Origin of the sequence: Parafrankia sp. FMc2 (assembly GCF_041008525.1) — a bacterium.
In the GTDB taxonomy this organism is placed as follows: Bacteria; Actinomycetota; Actinomycetes; order Frankiales; family Frankiaceae; genus Parafrankia.
Window position 1 is genome coordinate 1 of sequence record NZ_JBFLUG010000028.1, and the last position, 20,851, is coordinate 20,851.

Annotated in this window: 13 protein-coding genes; 6 read left to right on the top strand and 7 right to left on the bottom strand. The window is 72.6% G+C overall.

From position 1 onward, the window contains the following. Positions 1–136: 136 nt before the first annotated feature. Entirely contained in the window at positions 137–1,018 is an 882-nt protein-coding gene (locus tag AB1460_RS12540; RefSeq protein ID WP_368961255.1) for a TIGR03854 family LLM class F420-dependent oxidoreductase, read from the top strand. 94 nt (positions 1,019–1,112) lie between these two features. Here AB1460_RS12540 and AB1460_RS12545 read toward each other — a convergent pair whose 3' ends face one another. After that, positions 1,113–1,874 carry an SDR family NAD(P)-dependent oxidoreductase gene (locus AB1460_RS12545; protein WP_368961257.1) on the bottom strand — a complete coding sequence of 254 codons (762 nt, stop codon included), beginning with the start codon at positions 1,872–1,874 and terminating at the stop codon, positions 1,113–1,115. 396 nt (positions 1,875–2,270) lie between these two features. Between AB1460_RS12545 and AB1460_RS12550 the strand changes: the two genes are divergently transcribed. After that, positions 2,271–2,690, top strand: a complete 420-nt coding sequence (locus tag AB1460_RS12550) for a hypothetical protein (RefSeq protein WP_026311390.1) — start codon at positions 2,271–2,273, stop codon at positions 2,688–2,690. Positions 2,691–2,753: 63 nt separating this feature from the next. Here the strand turns inward: AB1460_RS12550 and AB1460_RS12555 are convergent, their stop codons facing one another. Together AB1460_RS12555 and AB1460_RS12560 are read right to left on the bottom strand one after the other, a co-directional pair. Further along, positions 2,754–3,569 (bottom strand): SDR family oxidoreductase, encoded by an 816-nt coding sequence (locus AB1460_RS12555; RefSeq protein WP_368961259.1) that lies wholly within the window; start codon positions 3,567–3,569, stop codon positions 2,754–2,756. 182 nt (positions 3,570–3,751) lie between these two features. Beyond that, complete coding sequence (locus tag AB1460_RS12560; protein WP_368961321.1) at positions 3,752–5,344, bottom strand: response regulator; 1,593 nt, start codon at positions 5,342–5,344, stop codon at positions 3,752–3,754. Between the two features lie 626 nt (positions 5,345–5,970). On the opposite strand from AB1460_RS12560, the gene AB1460_RS12565 reads away from it, so the two are divergent. Together AB1460_RS12565 and AB1460_RS12570 are read left to right on the top strand one after the other, a co-directional pair. Beyond that, the gene (locus AB1460_RS12565; protein WP_368961261.1) at positions 5,971–7,134 is read left to right on the top strand and encodes a phosphatase PAP2 family protein; all 1,164 of its coding nucleotides are present in this window, start codon (positions 5,971–5,973) and stop codon (positions 7,132–7,134) included. Positions 7,135–7,272: 138 nt separating this feature from the next. Continuing rightward, the gene (locus AB1460_RS12570) at positions 7,273–9,312 is read left to right on the top strand and encodes a hybrid sensor histidine kinase/response regulator (protein ID WP_368961262.1); all 2,040 of its coding nucleotides are present in this window, start codon (positions 7,273–7,275) and stop codon (positions 9,310–9,312) included. Between the two features lie 51 nt (positions 9,313–9,363). On the opposite strand, the gene AB1460_RS12575 is transcribed toward AB1460_RS12570, so the two are convergent. From AB1460_RS12575 to AB1460_RS12585, 3 genes are all read right to left on the bottom strand, one after another. Further along, on the bottom strand, positions 9,364–10,173 hold the full coding sequence (locus AB1460_RS12575) for a hypothetical protein (RefSeq protein WP_368961263.1): 810 nt from the start codon (positions 10,171–10,173) through the stop codon (positions 9,364–9,366). Beyond that, positions 10,170–10,550: a response regulator gene (locus AB1460_RS12580; RefSeq protein WP_368961265.1), complete on the bottom strand. Its 381-nt coding sequence runs from the start codon at positions 10,548–10,550 to the stop codon at positions 10,170–10,172. Before AB1460_RS12580 ends, AB1460_RS12575 begins: the two co-directional genes overlap by 4 nt. 183 nt (positions 10,551–10,733) lie before the next feature. Next, positions 10,734–15,044 (bottom strand): diguanylate cyclase domain-containing protein, encoded by a 4,311-nt coding sequence (locus AB1460_RS12585; protein WP_368961266.1) that lies wholly within the window; start codon positions 15,042–15,044, stop codon positions 10,734–10,736. 1,356 nt (positions 15,045–16,400) lie between these two features. Here AB1460_RS12585 and AB1460_RS12590 point away from each other — a divergent pair. Next, complete coding sequence (locus AB1460_RS12590) at positions 16,401–17,201, top strand: TetR family transcriptional regulator (RefSeq protein ID WP_368961267.1); 801 nt, start codon at positions 16,401–16,403, stop codon at positions 17,199–17,201. Between the two features lie 158 nt (positions 17,202–17,359). After that, positions 17,360–19,039: an acyl-CoA dehydrogenase family protein gene (locus tag AB1460_RS12595; RefSeq protein WP_368961269.1), complete on the top strand. Its 1,680-nt coding sequence runs from the start codon at positions 17,360–17,362 to the stop codon at positions 19,037–19,039. Positions 19,040–19,806: 767 nt separating this feature from the next. Here the strand turns inward: AB1460_RS12595 and AB1460_RS12600 are convergent. Beyond that, positions 19,807–20,718, bottom strand: coding sequence for a hypothetical protein (locus tag AB1460_RS12600; protein ID WP_368961270.1), 912 nt, complete (start codon positions 20,716–20,718; stop codon positions 19,807–19,809). Between the last annotated feature and the right edge of the window lie 133 nt (positions 20,719–20,851).

Here is a 20,851-nt window from a genome sequence, read left to right on the forward strand (position 1 = left end):
CCGGCGCTCAGCACCACCGGCGGTAACCCCGACCTCGACACGACACATCCTCACGGCAGCGAGAAAGAAGACCATCCTCACCGATCCACCGCATATCTGTCGAATATTAGAGGCGACGGTCTACTAGGCTTGAGCCGTGAAGATTCGCATCGGAGTCGGTTTCGCCTCGGTGCCCGGGAGGGTGTTCGCAGAACGGGTCGACGCGCTCGAGAAGCTGGGTGTGGACTCGTTGTGGCTGTCCGAACAGCTCTCGACCGAGGCTGTCGACCCGCTCGCCGGAATGGCCTTCGCGCTCGGCCGCACGAGCACCCTCAAGGTGGGCACGAGTGTCGCGGTGCTCCCCGGCCGCAACCCCGTCCTGCTCGCCAAGCACCTCGCGACCCTGGCCGCGGTGGCTCCGCGGCGCGTGCTCCCCGTGTTCGGCCTCGCGCCGGCGCGAAGCGGCGACCGGGGAGCCTTCCCGGTGCCCGCCGGGAAGCGGGGGGCGGTGTTCGACGAGGCACTCCTGCTGCTGCGCCGACTGCTCGCCGAGGACTCCGTGACCTTCCACGGCGAGTTCTTCGACCTCACCGACATCGGGATCGGGAACCGCCCGGCCCGCCCGCTCGACGTCTGGCTCGGCGGCGCCGCGCCGGCCGCCCTCCGCCGCATCGGCCGGTTCGGCGACGGCTGGCTGGCCAGCCTCGTCGACCCCGTCCAGGCCGCCGCCGGCATCACCGCGATCAACGAGGCTGCCGCGTCCGCCGGCCGGGAGATCGACTCCGATCACTTCGGGCTGAGCCTGCGGATCGCCTTCGGTGAGCTGCCCCCGGCGACGATCGCGGCACTGCGGGCCCGGCAGCCGGACACCGACCCGGCGGATCTCGTCCCGCTCGGCTGGGCGGCGGCCCGCGACCTCATCGCCCGCTACACGGCTGCCGGTGTCAGCAAGTTCGTCGTGTATCCGGCCATCGGAGAGGCGGAATGGCCGGAGTTCCTGGACGGCTTCGTCCGCGAGCTGATGCCGCTGCAGACCTGAGCGCGCGGTGGTCGGGACCAGTCAGGAGCAGCCCGGGGCAGGCAGCGCGGGGTGGGGTCAACCAGGGTCAGCCAGGGTCAGGTGTCGGCCAGGGTCAGGTGATGGTGGAGCCGCCGTCGACGACGAGGGTCTGGCCGGTGACGTAGCCGCCCGCGTCCGAGGCGAGGAAGATCAGTGACGCCGTGAGCTCTTCGACGTTCCCGAACCGTCCCGCCAGGATCCTCTCCCTCCGGGACGCGAGGTAGGAGGGCTGGTACTGGTCGGTCATCTCGGTCTCGAAGAAGCCCGGCGCCAGCGCGTTCACCCGGATGCCGCGCCGGCCCGTCCACTGCTGGGCGAGGTCGCGGGTCAGCCCGAGCAGCCCGGCCTTGCTCGCCGAATAGGCGGCCTGCGGCAGCCCGCCGGTCTTGATGCCGAGCACGCTCGAGATGTTGATGATGCTGCTGCCCGGCTGCATGACCCGTGCGGCCGCCTGCGCCATCCAGTAGCAGCCGTTGAGGTTGACGTCGATGACGGACCGGAACTGCTCCGGGGACTCCTTGACCGCCGGGTACGCCCAGCCGACCCCGGCGTTGTTGACCAGGATGTCGACGCGCCCGAAGGCGGTCATGGCCTCGTCCACCAGTCGTTGGCAGGCCTGCGGGTCGGCGACGTCGGTGCCGACGCTGATGGCGCGGCGGCCCTCCTTCTCGACCAGTGCCGCCGTGGCGGCCAGGCGATCCGTGCGCCGCGCGCCCAGCGCGAGGTCCGCGCCGGCCTCGGCCAGCCCCCGCGCGAAGCCGACACCGAGGCCGGACGACGCACCGGTGAGGACGGCGACCTTGCCGTCCAGGCGGAATCTGTCCAGCACCGACATGTCAGCTCCTCGTCTCCGGGCAGTCCTCGGCGGTCCCGCCCGACGTGACCGGACGGTGTGCGGGTGGCTACGTTCCGCCGCGGGCCGGTAGTTGGCCCGATGTTCCCGGAGCCCATGATTGTCGGCCCTGATGGGCCTGGCCGCGACAGATCCGCGTACGCGCCAGCGGATCTGGGCAGAACCAGGAGACGGAAACCAGGCCGCATGGTGCGAGTGGGCCGGCCGGAGGGGTGGGCGGAGACGAGGGCGAAGGACGGGGGTCTCGGCGCACGTAGCAGATGACCCCGTCAAAAATCGGTCCGCCACGGCACTTCCCCTTTGAGGCGACACACATCACAATCGGGGCCATCCTTCCTGGCCGGATTCGGCCGGGATGGCGCGGGCGGAGGAGGAGCCGTGGAGCAGGCGGAGGGGCGTCGACTCGCCACGCGGACGACGTCGGGCAGTCATGTGATCGTGGGCCTACGCGCCGGAGACGCCGGAGATCTCGCCGACGTCCTGCTGGCGGCGGAGCTCGCGGCGCGGATGGGTTCGCGACTGGTCGTCGTGGCTGTACGTGACCGTTGGTCGCGGTGGGCGAGATGGTCCACCGGGATGTACGGCGCGTTCGGGATGGAGGGGGTCGCCTACGCGTCCCGCAGTGCCGAGCAGGAGGTCGACGACGAGTTCCAGCAGCGGGTCGCGGACGTCGTGAGCCTGGTGGACGTCGAGTGGACCCTGGAATGGGTCAGCGGATCCTGCGAGCGGGCCGCCCTGCGCTACGCCCGCCGCAACCCGACCGCGCTGATCATGTTCCGCCCGCCGTCGGCCCGGTAGCACCGGCGCCCTCCCGCCAGGACCCACCGGGCCCGACGGCCCTGCGGGCCCTGGCGGGAGGGTTCAGCGACCGCCGGTGACGTCCAGGATGGCGCCCGTCGTGTACGAGGCGGCCGGCGAGCACAGCCACGCGACCGCCTCGGCAACCTCCTCGGCGCTGCCGGGGCGGCCCACCGGGATGCTGCTCGCCATGCGCGCGGGGCGGTCCGCGTCGCCGGTCGTCGCGTGGATGTCCGTGGCGATGATGCCCGGGCGCACCGCGTTCACCCGCACCGCCTCGCCCGCGATCTCACGGGCCAGGCCCAGGGTGAAGGTGTCGACGGCCCCCTTGCTCGCCGCGTAGTCGACGTACAGCCCCGGGCTGCCGAGCCTGGCCGCCGCGGACGAGATGTTGACAATCGATCCGCCTGCCCCGCCGTGCCGGGTGGACATCCGGCGCACAGCCTCACCGGCGCACAGGATCGACGCGATCGCGTTGACGGTGAACATGCGGCTGAGCCGGTCGGCCGTGATCTCGTCCACCCGGGCCTGCCGGTCCGTGACACCCGCGTTGTTGATCAGCACGGTGAGTGGTCCCAGTCGGTCCGCCGTGGCGAACACCCCCGGGATGGACGCTGGATCGGCAAGGTCCGCACCGACGGCGACGGCCGGGGTCGGTTCACCCGTGATGCCGTGCTCGGCGCGGAACTGGCGGGCCGCCGTGTCACAGTCCCGGGCGACCGCCGCGGCGGCCTCCTGCTCGGCCCGGTAGGTGAGGCAGATCGTCCACCCGGCCCGTGCGAGCAGCCGGGCGCACGCCGCGCCGATGCCGCGGCTTCCACCGGTGACCACGGCGACGCCTCGGCCCGTTCCTGCCGCCGCTGGTTGTACGTGCGCCATTCCGGCCCTCCGATCAGGTTCCGCTGCGCCCACAGCGGCCGAACCGGCGGCCTTTCCGGCCTTTCCGGCCACTCCGGCCTCTTCGGCCCCTCCGGTTCGGGCTGGCTCGGTCGCCCGATGGGCACCATCCTCCCCGACCGGCTGCTCCGGACCCCGCCGGACCGGCCGGGGCGCCGGATGAATCAGGCGGCGGAGCGCAGGTGCAGCCGGCGGCGCCGCGGGCCTTTTCCACCGCCGGACCGGTTCCGTCCTCGACCCGAGCCGTCCCGCTGCGCCTCCGCGGGTACGGCACGCGGGGCAGGAACGGACAGCGAGGCCGGTACAGGCATCGGGACGGGCACGGAGACGGGGATCGAGCTGGGCGCGGCCATCGAGGCGGGCGCGGGCAGCTCGGCGGGCGCGGGCAGCGTGGCGAGACGGAAGGCCTGCACCTCGCCCACGCGGCCCTTCACCGGCTGCGGCCGCAGCGGGACCACCGCGTCGCTCGGCACCGCCGTCGCGGTCGCCGCGCTGAGGATCGTCTCGCCCGCCTCGGCCATCGTCTGCAGCCGCGCGGCGAGGTTCATGGTGTCCCCGACCAGGGTGTACTCCTGACGGGCGTCACAGCCCAGCAGGGCCGCGGCGACCTCCCCGGTGGACACCCCGACACCCAGTCCGAACGGCGCCAGCCCCCGTGCGATCCACTGCTCGTTCAGGCTGTTCTGCCGGCGGTGGATGGCGTCGGCGGCCCGCACCGCGCGCTCGCGGTGGTCGGTGCTCGGGTTCGGTGCGCCGAAGACGGCGATGACCGCGTCGCCGGCGTACTGCAGGACGGTGCCGCCCTCGGCGAGGATCGCCGCGTTCATCTCGCGCCGGTGCTCGTCCAGCTGGTGGGCCAGCACCATCGGATCGGTCCGCTGCGCGATGCCCGAGTAGCCGCGGACGTCCGACATGAGCACGGTGACGACGAGCCGCTCGGCCCGGCCGGCCGCCGTGGCGTCGTCGCGCAGCTTCTCCGCCAGGCCGCTCGGCAGCAGGCGGGCGAGCGCGGCGTCCTGCTCCTCGCGCCTCATCAGGGCCTCGTGCAGCATGCGCAGCCGGCGCAGCGCTCCGGCCTGGCCCGAGCTCGCATCCTGGGCGAGTCGGAGCAGCAGCGTGTCGATCGCCGCGTTCACGGCGGCGGGCGTGTCGCCGTGTCGGGCCGCGATGTCGGCGACGGGCCTCCCGTGGGCGACGTCGCGCAGCAGCTCCTCCTGGTCCGGGGTCAGCGTTCCGGATTCCCGGACGGGCGTCATCACGGCGGCGACGATGGCGGGGTCCAGCAGCGAACCCCCGGCGGCGACCTCACGGATGGCCCGCGCGAGCAGGTCCGGGTCGGCGACCCGTTCCTTGAGGAGATAGGCGTAACCTGACACGCCGTCACGGAGGAGTTCGATCGCGTAGTCGGGCTCGTCGTACTGGGAGAGGAGCACGATGCCCGTCGCCGGGCTCGCCGCGCGGATGCGCTGTGCTGCCCGGACCCCTTCGTCGGTGAAGTCGGGCGGCATGCGGATGTCGGTCAGGACGACGTCCGGGCGCAGCCGGCCCGCGGAGCGGACCAGATCGTCGTGGTCGGCAGCCACCCCGACGACCGAGATGCCGGCGACCTGGGACAGCAGTGCCCGGACGCCCTCCCGCACGATGAGGTTGTCGTCGGCGAGCAGCACGGTGATGTGTGCCGTCCGTGCCCCGCTCGATGCGTCGTCGGTGAGTGTGCCGCCCGTTGGTCCGTCGCCCGCCGTGCCGTTGCGCGCCATGGCACCATTCAGCCGGTTCACCACCCTCGGTGCCAGCAGGCCAGGGCCACCGCGGCAGGGGGTGCTGGCACCACCTCCGCGGGGCGGACTGCCTCCCCGCAGACGCCCGCGGCCTGCACGGACACCCCGATCGGCGGTGCCCGGACGGTTGCCCCTCGGGCCGCCACCGTCCTGTCTGGAAGGCGACAGCCGATGCGGCCTCGGCACTCGGACCGGCCGTGCCACCGAGGCCGGGGTGCGGCCCGGGCCACCGGCGGCGGCGGTGCCGACTGTGCTGGTGGCGCTGGTGGCGCTGGTGGTACCGCGGCGTGGCGTGGGCGTCGGCCGCGCGCGGTGGCCCCCGGCGGTGGGCCGGACCGTGTCGCGGCCGTGCGCCGGGGGCGGTGGCTCCAGGGTCGATCGGGGGGCTGGCACTACTGCATCTGATCGTTGCTCGGGCGAGACTCGGCTCAGGCGACCACTATGACGGTCCGGAGGTTTCCGATCGGGACGGCAGCGAGACGCGGAACTGTCGGACCCTTCGGTAACACTCTGGTTGTCGCTTCTGTGGCAGCGTGGTTTGTTCCGTTTGGCGGTGCCCGGAGTGACGCCGTGTTCGGGGTGAGCCGTGGACGGAGGAGGGAAACATGGCCGGTGCTTCTTCGGTCGCGCCGCCGCGGCGGTGGTGCCTGTTCGGGGCGCAGGCGCTGCCGGGGCTCGTCCCGGTCGCTCTGCCGCCGGGCCGGGCCGTCTCGTCGGGGCCCTCGCCGGTCGCTCCCGTCGTTCCGGCCGCGGTGGTTCCGTCCCCTGCCCCGCCCGCTGATCAGGCCTCGGTCGAGCCGGTGGAACCGATCATGGTCGGGCCGGCTGCCGCCGGGGTGCCCGTCGCCGGGCCGGTCGCCGCTGGCGTGGAGCTCGGGCAGTGGGCCGGCCGGGCACGGCTGCGCCTGGTGCTCGTCGACCCCCGGATAGGCCTGATCCTCTACACGGTGGGGCAGGTCGCGCTGTTGGCGATGCTGTATGTCGGCTACGGGCTCAGCCGGCACCTGGCCACCGGGCGGGAGCCCGAGGCGCTCGGCAACGCGCTGGACGTCTGGCACCTCGAGCGGTTCCTCCACCTGCCGGACGAGGCGGTGCTGCAGGGAGCCGTGCTCGCCCACGAATGGATCCCGCGCGGGGCGAACTGGTACTACGTGGGCATCCACTTTCCCGCGGCGATCCTGCTCCTGGTGTGGGTGTTCGCGCGGCACCGCGAGCACTGGCGCCGGGTCCGCAACGTGATCATCCTGGCTACCGGGGTCGGGCTGCTGATCCATCTGCTGTTCCCGCTGGCGCCGCCGCGCTTCCTGCCCGAGATGGTTCCCTCACTGCGGCTGGTCGACACCGGTGCGATCCTGGGGCCGTCCCCGTACAGCGACGCGACGGACGGCGTGGCCAACCAGTACGCGGCGATGCCGAGCCTGCACGTCGGCTGGGCGGTGCTCGAAGCCTGGGCGGTGGTGACGATCCTGCGGCACCGGGCACGCTGGCTCGCGCTGATCCAGCCGCTGGCCACCATGGCCGTCGTGGTCGTCACGGCGAACCACTACTGGCTGGACGGCATCGTGGGCGCTCTGCTCGTCGCGGGCGCGGTGATCCTGGTCGGCCGGCGCGGTGGTCCGGGTACGGAGGCTCCCACCGTGGTGAGTCGCGGCTTCCGTGCCCCCGCGGCGCAACGGTCTGCGGGCCGGCTCGTTCCGTCGCCCGCGGACGGTTCGCGCGACCCCCGGGGCGTGGTGGAACCGTGCTCCGGGGGAGCGCCACCGGCATAGTCGGGCGGCCTGCCGGCGAGGATCAGCGCGTTCGCGGCAAAGGCCTGCCCGCCAGGCCGTACGAGGTCGAGGGTCCGCGGGTACCCGGGCTACCATGTGTCATTGTGTGACACATCGTTCACCGTCTGGGGGTTGTCGTTGGCGGGATATGCCGACGTCCCGCCTGGCAGTCTGCTCGACGCCGCGCCGGACGCGATTGTCGGGGTCCGTCCCGACGGCCGGATCGCGCTGGTGAACGTGCAGGCCGAGCGCCTGTTCGGGTACCGGCGGGACGAGCTCGTCGGCCAGTCCGTCGAGATCCTCGTCCCGGAGGTGTACCGGGCCGCCCACCCGGCCAGGCGGGCGGCTTACCTGACTGACCCGCGGCCGCGGCCGATGGGCGCCGGTATGGAGCTCGCCGCGTTGCGCCGCGACGGGACCCAGTTCCCCGCCGAGATCTCCCTGTCGGCAGTCGACACAGCCGAGGGGACGTTCGTCACGGCAGCGATCCGGGACGTCACCAGCCGCAAACGTGCCGAGGCGATGTTCCGGGGCCTGCTGGAGGCGGCGCCGGACGCGATTGTCGGGGTCCGTCCCGACGGCCGGATCGCGCTGGTGAACGCGCAGGCCGAGCGCCTGTTCGGGTACGACCGCGACGAGCTGATCGGCAACTCGGTGGAGATCCTCGTCCCGGAGGGGACCCGCTCCCTGCATCCGCGGCACCGTGACCGTTACTTCGAGGATCCGCGGCCACGGCCGATGGGCGCCGGCATGCAGCTGGCTGCCCGGCGTCGCGACGGTTCGGAGTTCCCGGCCGAGATCTCCCTGTCCGCCCTGGAGACCGAGGACGGGCTGCTCGTCTCCGCGGCCATCCGGGACGTCACCGACCGGCTGGAGGCCCAGGCCGAGCGGGAGCGGCTGCGAGCACAGGCCGAGCGGGAGCGGCTGGAGGTGCAGCTCCACCAGTCGCAGCGGCTGGAGAGCCTCGGCCAGCTCGCGGGCGGCGTCGCCCACGACTTCAACAACCTGCTCGCCGTCATCATCAACTACACGGCGTTCGTCGGCGAGGTCGTCGGTGACGCCGCCAAGCTACAGGGCGGCCGTTGGGAGTCCGCCCGCCGCGACATCGAGCAGGTCCAGCGGGCCGCCGACCGGGCCGCGCAGCTGACCCACCAGCTGCTCGCCTTCGGGCGCCGGGAGGTGGTGCAGCCCCGCCCGCTCGACCTCAACGAGATCGTGCACGACATGGAGCAGCTCCTGCGCCGCACCCTCGGCGAGCATGTCGAGCTGCACACCTACGCCGACCCCGAGCTGTGGCCGGCGCTGGCCGACGTCGGGCAGATCGAGCAGGTGCTGGTCAACCTCGCGGTCAACGCCCGGGACGCGATGACCGGCGGCGGCACGCTGACCATCGACACGTCCAACGTGCGGGTCGACCAGGACACGGCCGCGCTGAAGCCAGGGCTGCGCCCGGGGCGCTACGTGCATCTGCGGGTCAGCGACAGCGGCACCGGGATGTACCCGGAGGTGATGGCGCGGGCTTTCGAGCCGTTCTTCACGACGAAGGCGAAGGGCGAGGGCTCCGGGCTCGGGCTGGCGACCGTCTACGGCATCATCACGCAGGCCGGTGGGCACGTGGAGATCATCTCGACGGTGAATGTCGGCACCACGGTGAGCGCCTTGCTGCCGGCCATCGAGGGCGAGGTGCCGCTGGCCGAGGAGCTTCCGGCCAGCGGGGAACTGTTCGGCCGCGAAACGATCATGGTTGTCGAGGACGAGCCCGCGATGCGGGAGCTCACCCGGCGCATCCTCGCGCGCAACGGTTATCAGGTGGTCATCGCCCGCAGCGGGCCCGAGGCGATCTCGTTGGCCTCGACCACCAGAGACGAGATCCACCTGCTGCTGACCGATGTCGTCATGCCCCAGGTACTCGGTCGGGAGGTCGCGGAGCGGATCAGCCGGCGGCGCCCGCAGCTGCGGGTGCTCTACATGTCCGGCTACGCCTACCCCATCCTCGCGCAGAACGGAACGCTCGAGCCCGGGCTGGCCCTGCTCACCAAGCCCTTCTCCGAGCGGGTGCTGCTGTCGAAGGTGCGGGAGGTCCTCGACGCATCCCCGACGGTCAGGCCCACGACGGTCAGGCCCGCCTACGGCAAGCCGGCGGCAGGCGGGCACGTGGGGCCGACGGACAGCGGCTGAGCTGGTCCGCGGTCCGGGCCTGGCCCCCGCTCCCGTCCCGTGACTCGCTGGCTATCGGGGCCGAGCACTGCGGCGGGGCAGCCGCACCATGGCCGACCACGCGCCTGTCGCGGAGTCGGCCCGAAGCTGCGCGCCGAGCAGCTCGGCCACCGGCCGCAACCGCTCCAGCCAGCTCGCCGCGCTGACCCTCGGGACGATGTCCTCTGGCGTGCCCTCGTCCGCTGCGGCGTCGCTGGCCGGGCCGGGGCCGGGGCCCGGGCCGTCCGCCCCGCCGGGTGCCGGTGTTGCGCTGGTGGAGCTCGCCCTGGCCGTGAGATCAGGGGCGTAGGGCTGGGTCGCGGCCGCCGCATACGCAACGCGCAGCGCCAGGTCGATGCCTTCCGGGCTGGACCGGATCGCCACCAGGGCACGCGCGGCCTGGTGGATGGGGTCGCTTTCCTGGAGCAGGAGCTGGACGGTGGCGAGCAGCACGGCGACCTCCCCGAGGACGGGTGGGGAGGAGTCGATGTCCAGGCTGATGTACAGCCGCTCCACGAGCACGCCTTCCACCCGCTGGGTCAGGCCCAGCTCCAGCATCTGCCGGGGGGTGTTGCCCGGCCGGAACGGTGGTGGCGGCCGGTGGAGGGTGGCGGTGGTGTCACGCAGCCGGGTCTCGATCTGCGCGATCCGCTCCGCCGTGTCCTCGGGCAGGCCGCGGCGCAGACTCGCGAGGGACAGCAGGATCCCGGTGATGTCCTGCATCGGCCCGTCATGGAGCGCGTCGGTCAGCGCCCGGTTCTCGCGTTCCTGTAGTGCGATCATGAGGAAGAGCAGGCGCTCGGCGGCGGCCTGCTGCGGCCCGGCCGTTCCGGGCCGGCTCACCCGGCCCGCCCGGGGCGCACACCGTCCCGCGGGCCGTTCTCGGTGGGACGGCGCCCGGCCAGGCCGTTCACCGCATCGAGCAGATCGTCCGCCCGGAACGGCTTGAGGAGAACGGCCACGTCGTCAGGCCTGGGATCCGCGACGGCGCCGGTGAGAACCAGGCAGCGTCGGGACACCAGCGGGTCCTGCGCACGCAGCTGCTCGAACAGCTCGGTGCCGCGTTCCGGACCGAGACGGGTGTCGATGATGACGACGTCGAACTCCAGCGGCCGCAGCGCGAGGGCCCCGGAGATGTCGCCGGCCGTGGCGACCGACCACCCGCCGTCGGAGAGCACCCGGGCGGCCAGCACCCTGATCATCTCCTGGTCGTCGACCACCAGAGCCCGTGGACGGGCAGGCGCAGGTGCCTCACCACTGCATGGGTTCCGCACACGCCACCTCGGTCGCCTTCAACCAGGTCATCACCATCGCCTGCCGGCCGGACGGCGACACGATACGGCACAGCCCCGCCACTGGATGGCGCAGCTGTGCAACCGCGTATCGCGATGTGCCAGCATTGGTCACCATACGTGCTCGGCGCCGGTGCGCGGCGACCGTGTGTCGGAATCCGTCGCCGGTTGCTGGCGCGCGGCGGCGGGCGGCGGGGCCGGCGTCGGGGCTGGGCCGGCCGCGGGCCAGGCCTGGTCCGGGGCTCGCGGTGGCGGCGCAGGTGGGCCGGTCGTCGGTCGTCCGCCGCCGCTGGCCCGCTTCGATTCGTACATGGCGGCGTCGGCGAGCCCGATGACGGCCTGCGGGTCCGCCAGCCCGCGGGACAGGGCCACGCCGACCGTCGCGCCGATGGAGACGAGATGCCCGTCCGCGATGATCGGCTCGCGGACCACGGCGGCGATCCGGTCCGCGGCGTGCCAGGCGACGGTCTCCACGTCCAGCCCGCCGGTGAGGGCGGTGCTGGGCCCGGTCAGCACGGCGACGAACTCGTCGCCGCCGATCCGGAAGACCGCGCCGCGCTCGGGCCGGTACCAGGACCCGCTCGCGTTCCGACGCAGCCAGGACGACGGCCGGTGCAGCCGTCGGCGCTCCTCCCCGCTCCACCCGTCGGTGGCTGTGTCCACGTCGGCGGCGGTGTCCGCGTCGGTGACGGCGTCCACGCCAGCCCGTCCGTCGCCGGGCGCACCGCCCGGTCCACCACCGGGAGCCGCCCCGAGGGAGAGGCCTCCGGCCGCACCGGCGAAAGCACTGTCCTGGTCGGCGGCGATGACCTGCTGGATCCTGCCGGCCGTCACCCGCAGTACGTGGTCACCCGCCGCGTGCCCGAACCGGTCGTTGACGGGTTTGAACGCGTCGAGGTCGACGAGGAGGATCGCGAAGGCGTCCTGGTCCCGTGTGATCGTCTCGAGGTACTCGGCGAGTGCGGCCCGGTTGGGCAGGCCGGTGAGAGGGTCGTGCCGCGCCCTGCGGCGGGCCTGTTCGGTGAGGCCGCGCCGTTCCCCGATCTCCCGGCAGGTCAGGACGGGCACACGCGGGCGGCCGGCAGCGGCCGTCGCCTCCCAGATCGCGGCCTCGATGTCGAACCATCGATAGCTGCCGTCATGGGCCCTGAGCCGGACGTCCTGGATCAGCGATGCGTCCGGCGACACCGCCATGGCCCCGGAGCCACCGCTCGCGGCGCTGCCCGTGAGCGCCTGCGTCTGGAGGCCGCTGCCGGGCCCGATAAGGAAGACAGCGACGGCGCGCTGGTCCTCGGGGTGCACGTACCGCAGGAGATCATGGCCGATCATCGCCCGCCTGTCCCGGCCCAGCAGGCGGTCGGCCGCGGAGCTGACGAAGGTCAGCCGCCTGTCCCTGCTGAGGAGGATGACGATGTCGTGGGCGCCGTGCAACAGGATCTCGAGCTGTTCGAAGTCCTGCCGGAGGGCGCGTTCCCGGCGCCGGTTGGTGACGGCCAGCCCGAGCACGGTGACGCCGATGATGCCGAAGAGGAGACCGTCTCTCGTCGGGCGGTGCTCGAGCGTGCTCACCTCGACCAGGTCGGCGGTCTGGTCGAGCAGCACGTACCCGCCGTTCGGAATGCTGGCCGCGACGGCGATCGTGCCCGGCCCGCCGAGGGAGCGGACCCGCATGGGGCCGCCGGGGGCGATACGCCGCAGCTCGGCCGGGTCGACCAGAACCTGCCCGAGCAGCGACTCGTTCCAGGAGAGGATCGCCTGCCCGTTCTGGTCGAGGACGGAGACGCCGCCCTCCCCGACATCGCTGGACAGACCGTCCGTCGTGCGCAGCATCTGGGCGGCGGGCAGCACGCTGGTGGGACACATCATCAGCTGGGCTCGGGTCACACCGCTGCGCAGGATCGGGACGACCGCGCAGATCTGCTGGTGATCGCCGACGTGCACCAGTGGTGTCAGTGCCCCGCCATGGCTGGAGATGCTCCAGAACGGGTCCTGCGGCGAGATCGGCACCCGCGCGCCGGGTGGTTCCACCGCCAGCGGCTCGCCGATCGGGCTGACGATCGCGAGGAGTGAGCTGGGGCCGCCGATCGGCGCCGACGTCATGGCCCGCAGGGATGCGGTCAGCGAAGCGCGATCGTCGATCTCCCAGGGAAAGTCCGAGACGGCGCCGGTCAGCCGGCTGGGGTCGCTGAGGTCGTGGGCGTACTTCGTCAGATGCCCCACCAGGTCCGCGCCTGCCTCCAGCCGCTCCTTCTGCGTCCTGTCACGGGCCGCGGCCTCCAGTACCAGGCTGCTGACCAGGATGCCGACGAGCACGACGACCGCGGTGGCGGACGGGATCACCTCCGTGAGCCGTCGCCACCCGCCCGGCGGGCGCGGCGTGTTCCCGGCCAGTCCGCCGCGCGCGAGCGGGCGGCCCGGCGGTACGCCGGCACCTGGGTCGTCCGCCGCCGGCCCGAGCATCGCCTCCGGCGCCGCCCCGGAGGCTGGCTCGGACGGGTCGCTCGGAGCGCTCGGATCGTCCGGTGCGGGGTCCGCCGTATCGACGATGCTGATGGCGTAGCCGCCCCGCCCGCCCGCCTTCGCCCGGTACATCGCCTCGTCCGCGGCCCGCAGGAGGTGGGTGGGGCGGCATGGCGTCCGGGCGACCGCGACACCGATGCTGGCGCCGACAGCGACCTGCGCGGAACCGAGGCTGATCGGTTCCCTCAGTGCCCGGCCGAGCCGCTCGGCGACGCGGCCCGCGGTCTCCCCGTCGGCGCCCGGGAGGAGGACGCCGAACTCGTCACCGCCGAAGCGGCTGGCTGTCGCCCTGCTGGCGAACGCTGTGACCGACTGGGTGGCAGGCAGAACCGCGACCAGTCGCTCCGCGACGACGGCGAGCACCTGGTCGCCGGCGGCATGCCCGTAGGTGTCATTGATCGGTTTGAAATGATCAAGATCGATGAACAGCAGGGAGACGGTGTCGGCGGGTGACCCTTCCTCGATCGCGGCCGCCAGGCGTTCGTCGAACGTCGCGCGGTTCGCCAGACCGGTCAGCGGATCGTGCCCGGCCTGGAAGCCGAGCTCGTCCAGAAGTTCCTTGCGCCGCTCGATCGGATGACACGTCAGGATCACCTGGCACGGGTCGGCGCGGCCGCTGAGCCGCCACGCGGAGATGTCGAACCACCGCTCGCCGCCGCCGCCGGACAGCAGCCGGACGTTCATGACAGGTGCGGGAGACTGCTCGGTCAGCAGGGCTGTGACGCGCCGGATGTCCGCGGGATGCACCAGCCCGGCGAGTGGTCGCCCGCGCAGCGTGGCGGGCTGGCGGCCAAGCAGGGACTGCACCGCCGGGCTGATGTACTCCAGACGGCCCCCGACCGACACGGTCATCACGATGTCGCGGGTCGCCGCCAGGATCGAGCGCAGATCGTCACGTCGCCGGCGGGTGCGGTTCTCGTCGCGCAGGCCGACGACGGCGATGGAGAGGACCGCCACCATCGTCACCGCGAGCAGGGTGAGGTTGCGGTGGGACCGCTGTGCCCGAAGCGCCCCGTACAGCTGGTCGGCCGGCTGCACCAGATAGGTGGTGTACCCGGTCGTCGGCTGGGCCGCGGCGATGTGGGTCAGGCCCTCGTCGCCACCGGTGGACCAGACCCGGGGCTGCCCGGCGGCCCGGACCGTCCGATGCAGCTCGGAACGATCGATGATCTGCTTACCGACGGCTGTGCCGTCGGTCGAGATCACCACGACCCCGTTCGGGTCGACGGTCGAGAGCGAGCCGCCGTCGCGCAGCCGCACCAGCGCACCGATCGCGGTGCCGAGCTGCTGGTTCGACTGTTCGGTGGAGACACTCACCAGTACTGCCCAGGGTGTCTGACCGCCGACCGGGACGACGGTTGCGCGCACGACCCTGTCGCCGAGCCGGAACGCCGGTGAGACGGCGTCGTCGCCGTTCCAGGCGGCCTCCCAGGCCGGCCCGAGATCCCCGATCCGGAGATTCTCCTGGGTGGGGCGGACCGCGAGAGGCTTCTCGGACCGGTCGATCAGGGCGACCACCTGGGTGGCGTCGCTGGCGGCGGTGAGCTGGAAACGTGCCATGAGCTGGTCGTTGAGTGCCGGGTTGTCGCGGTCGAAGTCGGTCTGGTCGACGGCCGTCCGCAGGTGCGCCGGGTCGTTGACGTCGGACTCCCAGCTGGCGATGTTCCTTATCAGGCTCGTGCGGGCCGCCAGGCGGTTCTCCTCGGCTCCGTCGAGCCAGTGGTTGCCGCCGACCAGCGCCACGCAGCTGAGGACGAGAACGGCCGTGAGCCCGCTCGCGAGCGGCCAGCTGACCAGGAACCTCGATGCCGGTGACCGCCGGCTCGCGTGCCGGGCACGTCGGGCCCGCGGCCGCGCGTGTACGCCAGCCGCAGCTCGGCGCCGCCGGTAGACCATCCTCATCCGCCAGAATCCGTTCACATCTCCGCCGCTGTAGCGTCGGCCCCCTGCCGGGAGTGATCCCTGTGACGGTATTGGTTTTGCCCGCCGAATCCCGGTAGAGGAAGAGCATACGAGCGTCCTTGCCCAGAGTTTCACCCGCGGGCGGGTCGGCGCGGTTTGTCGGTGACTCCGGCGCTGGCAGGCCATATCGGTGGCGGCGGGAATCCACCAGGTCGGGGGCGCCGCGGGATCCATTCGCGGTGGCCGGATGGGCTGGCGGACAATGGACTACGGGGATCCGGCGGTCACATCGAGGTCACATCTACAAATGGGCCGAGTCGTCGGCATGCGTCGACCGGCCAGCTCGGAGGTCGGTGCGGATACCGGGCGGGTCGACCCGTGCCCTGGGTGACCGGTTCTGCGCGGCTGGTGCTCGTTGCCGGGCAGCGGTTGTCCCCGCGAGGTCCTGGGACGTCCGATCCGGGTGTACGTGGCCCGATGGCCGGGGCGAGCGTCGAACCGCTCGGCCGCCGCCGGAGATTGGAGATGTGAAGCTCCCCGCGACCAGGCGACGTCGGAGCGGCGCCCGGCGCTCCTCGTGTCTCCTTTCGCGCCCCGGATGGACGCTTTCTGTAATCTTGATCATCGGGTGTGTTGTGGGAAGCGGCGCGGCCGCGGTGGGCTCGAGGCGGGCCGAGGGAGGAAGAAAGACCTGTTCACGGCCATCGGAGAGTAGGCGCGGAACGGTGGGCGGAGCGGTTCTGTCGGTGTGACGCTGTGCGACTGGTGCCTGGGAGTCGGGCGGGAAACGTCTGCGAAGCGGTCGGCCCGCTGGATTGCGTCCGATGTTCGTCAGCTCCCGTGTGGTAGAAACTACCCAGTCGAAAGCCGCCGAGTCCCGCGGCCTCATATAGCTCGCGCGCCCCACATCGGCGTCCAACACAGGCCGATGGTTGCCGGAGGCGCGGTCGTATATCGGTGAACTCTCTCCGTGCTGTGGCGGCGGAGAGGCGGGCGCCGTATTCAGCGATGGTGGGTGCGTGGAGTTCTCGCGGCCCGCCCTTCGTCATGTCGGCCGGTGAACGTCCGGCTCATGGTGGATTGCTGGATTGTCATTCGTGTCAACGGGTCGCAGGGAACGCGTCGTGATGGGCGCCTGCTATCTGCGCGTCGCCCAGCAACTTCTGCTGCCCGCACGGTGCGGAGCCCGCGCGGTGCACCGGCCGCCACCGGGGGTGGCCGGATGTGCCGGGTTGAGGGTCGCCTGATCGGGCTGGTCCGTTGGAGGTGAATCGCGCGCGCGTTGCTGTCCGAAGGCGCGAACAATGCTTCACTCCTTGTGTGCCCTACCGCCGTACTGCCACTGTGGATGACCGGTTGGCTGCAGCTCGTGAGCGGCTTCTTGTGGCGGCCACCGAGCTCGTCGCCCGGGCTGGTTGGAGCGGTGCCTCCGTGACGGCCGTCGCCGCGGCGGCGGAGATGTCGGTCGGCTCGGTCTACCAGCACTTCCCATCGAAGTCCGCGCTCGTGTGCGAGGTCTTCCGGCGGGCCGCGGCGCAGGAGGTGGTCCTGCTGTCGGCGGTCGCCGCCGTGGCGGTGCCGGCCGACCTCCTGGACGTCCTGGAAGCGGCCGGTGCCGTCGGCGGTGATGGTTCGCCGGACGAGGACGACGCGGATGGGTCCGGGATGACGCTGTCCGTCGTGCATGGCGGTGAGCCGGGGAAGCGGCTCGCAGCTGTGGCAGGTGACGGTCGGGAGACAGCCAGAGCGGTGGGCGACCCGGTGGACCGTCTGGTGCTTGCGGTGGCCCTGTTCACCCGCCGTGCGCTGGCCCGGCGCGGCCTCACGCATGCGTTGCTGGTGGGGCCGTCCGATCCGGCGGCGGAGGTGGAACGGCTGATCTTCCGCCGCCGGTACCGGGACGTGTTCGCCGTTCTGGTCGGTGAGGGCGTGGAGGCGGGCATCCTGCCGGTGCAGGATCCGATGATGTCGGCGACCGCGCTGACCGGAGCGATCGGCGAGGTGGTCGTCGGCCCGCTCTCGATGGCTGAGGAGCTGCCGCGGGATGGACGGGACGTCGAGTGGATCGTCCGGGCGGTGGTGGCGATGGCACTGAGATGTGTCGGTGCCGGCCCCATGGTGCGTGGCTGGGGGAGTGCCGAGGCCGCGCACGGGTAGGCCCCGCGGCAGCCCATGCAGCCCATGCAGCCGCCACGGTTGGATCACTGCGGGGGCTCGGTACCACTGCGGGCATGGAGCAGGTGCGCGAGGATTTCCCTGCGGCTGGCCGGCGGCGCCGCCCGGCGCCAGCCGCAGGAGCGGGTCGGGAGGCCGGGATGACGACGTTCGGTGCAGGTCCGACCCACCGGGTGACCAACCAGCCTCCGCCGCTGGTCGGCCACGATGTCGCCGCTGACCTGCCGCTGCTGGAGGCGCTGGAGCGCGAGGGGGCCGGCGGCCACGCCGCCGAGCTGCATCGGCTCGGCCGGCTCGCGGGTGGTGCCGAGGCGCAGCGGTGGGGGGATGAGGCGAACCGGCACGAGCCGGTGCTGCGGACGCATGACCGGTACGGCAGCCGCATCGACGAGGTGGACTTCCACCCGGCCTGGCACGAGCTGCTCGGGGTTGCCGTGGGCGCCGGGCTGGCCGGGTCCGTGTGGGCCGCGGACCAGGCGGGCGCTCATGTCGCGCGGGCGGCCGGGCTGCTGGTATGGGGGCAGGTCGAACACGGCCACCTCTGCCCCGTCTCGATGACCTATGCCGCCGTCCCGGTCCTGCGCACCGCCGCCGGATCAGCCGCGAGCTACCTCCCGGGCCTGACCAGCTCGGTCTACGACCCCGGGCTGCGCACGCCCCGGACCAAGCAGGGCCTGCTCGCCGGCATGGGCATGACCGAGAAGCAGGGCGGTTCGGACGTCCGCACGAACGAGACCAGGGCCACTCCGGTCGGCGACGGGGCCTACCTGCTGCGCGGGCACAAGTGGTTCACCAGCGCGCCGATGAGCGACCTGTTCCTGGTACTCGCGCAGGCGCCAGGGGGCCTGTCGTGCCTGCTGGTCCCGCGGGTGCTGCCGGACGGCAGTCGCAACCCGTTCCTGATCCAGCGGCTCAAGGACAAGCTCGGCAACCGCAGCAACGCCAGCGCGGAACCGGAATTCGACGGCACGCTCGCCCACCTGGTCGGAGAGGAGGGGCGAGGTGTCCGCGCGATCATCGACATGGTCGCGCTGACCCGGTTGGACTCCGCGATCGGTACGGCCGCCGGGATGCGCGCGGCACTGGTGGCGGCTGCTCATCACGTGCGGCACCGGCGGGCCTTCGGGTCGTTGCTTATCGACAAGCCCCTGATGCGCAACGTCCTGGCGGATCTCACGCTGGAGTCCGAGGCGGCGATCACGTTGGTGATGCGGGTGGCCGGCGCGGTGGACCGGGGCGAGAGGGGCGATGACGAGGAGCGGGCCTTCCGGCGCCTGGCAACCGGGCTCGCCAAGTACTGGTTGTGCAAGCGGCAGCCGGTGATGGTCGCCGAAGCGCTCGAATGTCTGGGCGGCAACGGCTACGTGGAGGATTCCGGCATGCCCCGGCTCTACCGTGAGGCACCGCTGAACGGCATCTGGGAGGGCTCGGGCAACGTCAACGCGCTGGATGTGCTGCGTGCACTGGTCCGCGAGCCGGCGAGCCTGGCCGCCTACGCGCGCGAGGTCGACGCGGCGACCGGCGCGGACCGACGCCTCGACGAGGCCTGGCGCCAGTTGCGCGCCGAGCTCGACGCCCTCCTGGGCGGTGCGGCCGGCGAGCGGGCCGAGATCGACGTCGAGCTGATCGCGCGCCGTCTCGTCGAGCGGATGGCGCTTGTCCTGCAGGGCGCACTTCTGGTGCGGTACGCGCCGCCCGCGGTCGCGGACGCGTTCTGCGTAGCCCGGGTGGGTGGTGAGGCCGGACTCGCCTTCGGCACCCTTCCACCCGGACTCGACCTCGACGGCGTCCTCGGGCGGATCCCGGCTGCCGTCGCCTGAGCGGCCCCTTTGCCGCCTTCGGTGATCCGTCGGCGCCGGCGACCCGGCGATCGGCCGAGCACGGAGAGTTGCACTCATGGGTGTGACGGTCGCTTGATGTGACTTTGGTCGGTACGTCCGGTCCTATCCTCACTCTGGACAGTTTGTTGCGATCCAAGTCTCGCACTGCTGGAAACGCAATGTAGTTTTCGCGTAACGCCAGGTGATGGGCTGCCTCCTAGGCTGAGCCCCGCGTCGCCTGCCTCCGGGGGTGTGATGATCGTCTTCTTTCTCGCTGTGGCCTGCCTGGTGGTCTTCGCCGGGCTGTTCGGTCTGGTGCGAGGCGTCGCCGAATGGGCGTGGATCCGCGACCGCCGGACCGCCGGGATGGTCACCGGGGCCGGCCTCGCCCTGGTCCTGGCACTGAGCGCGCTCGCCATCCGCTTCGGCGGCTCGAGCGAGCCCGTCGCCACGGCGCGGCCGGTCGAACCGGACGTTCCGCGACCCAAGGGGGTTGATCCCGGAGCGTCGGCAACCCCCCGGCCGGCCGCGCCGCCCGCGAGCGGATCGCAGCCCTCCTCGACCGGCCCGGATCCGGGCAGTGGTCAGGATCTGGACGTCGCATCGTCCGGCGGCGCCGGGAGCGTCGCCACGTCCGGGCGGGGAGCACCGTCCGCCGGGAGCGGGACGTCCGGGAGCGGATCCAGTGGCGGGAGCCCGTCGACCGCCGGCGCGCCCCGGACACCGTGGCAGCCGCGTCCCCCGGCCGCGTCCGTCCCGGACCAGAGCTACGTCCCGAACCTGCCGGCGCCCACCACCACCCGCGCCGACCCACCGGCAGGCAGCGGCGGGACGGCGACCCGCTCGCCCCGGCCCACGACGCCCGCGACGCGGACTCCGAGCGGGGCGGGATCCAGGCCGACGCCGACTGCGAGCAGCAGTCCGCGCCCGACGGCGTCCGCGAGCAGCCGTCCGCGGGCGGGAACCTCGCCGACGCCGCGCCCGGCGGCCACCGCCAGCGGCCGGACAAGCACGCGACCGGCGCCCACCTCGACCCGGACCGTCAGGCCGTCCGGCCCCACCCGCACCTCGGCCGTGCCGTCCTCGGCCAGGCCGACGTCGCCTCGGCCGGCCACGTCCGGGCCGACGACCTCGCGGTCTGCCACGCCGGCGCCGCAGTACTCCCCGACGTCACCTCCCACCTTCTGGTGGCCGACAGCCGCGTCGGTGTCGCGACATGTCACGTCTGGTCGGAGCGCAGTCGCACGCGCGTTCCCGCTGCCGGTGGATGCGCGGAGGTCGCTGGAGGAGGCTGCGCGCACCGGCCTTGCCTCGGCGTTGTCGTCGACCGAGGGTGGCTCGTCGAAGCCGGCGGCTGCGAAGCCCGCGCCCGCGAGGCCGGCTGTGAAGCCTGCGCCTGCGAAGCCGTCCGCGAAGCCGGCGGCTGCGAGGCCGGCTGTGAAGCCTGCGCCTGCGAAGCCGTCCGCGAGACCCGCGCCCGCCAGGCCGGCTGGGAAGCCCCCGGCCGCGAAGCCGGTCGGGAAGCCCTCGACCGGCAAGCCGGCCACGGCCGGCCGGGCCACGGCTGGCAAGCCTGCCGCGCAGAAGCCCGCCGCGCAGAAGCCGGCCGTGGCCGGTCGCGCGTCGGCGCAGAAGCCGGTGGCGCAGAAGCCCGCGGCCGGGAAGCCCGGGGCGGCCAAGCCGGTCGCGCGTAAGCCTTCCCGTAAGCCGTAAGCCGTAAGCCGTAAGCCGTAAGCCGTAAGCCGTAAGCGTCGTCCGGGAGTCTCGAGCTTCGGGGCTCCCGGGCCCAGGGCCATGGAATCTCGGTTCCTG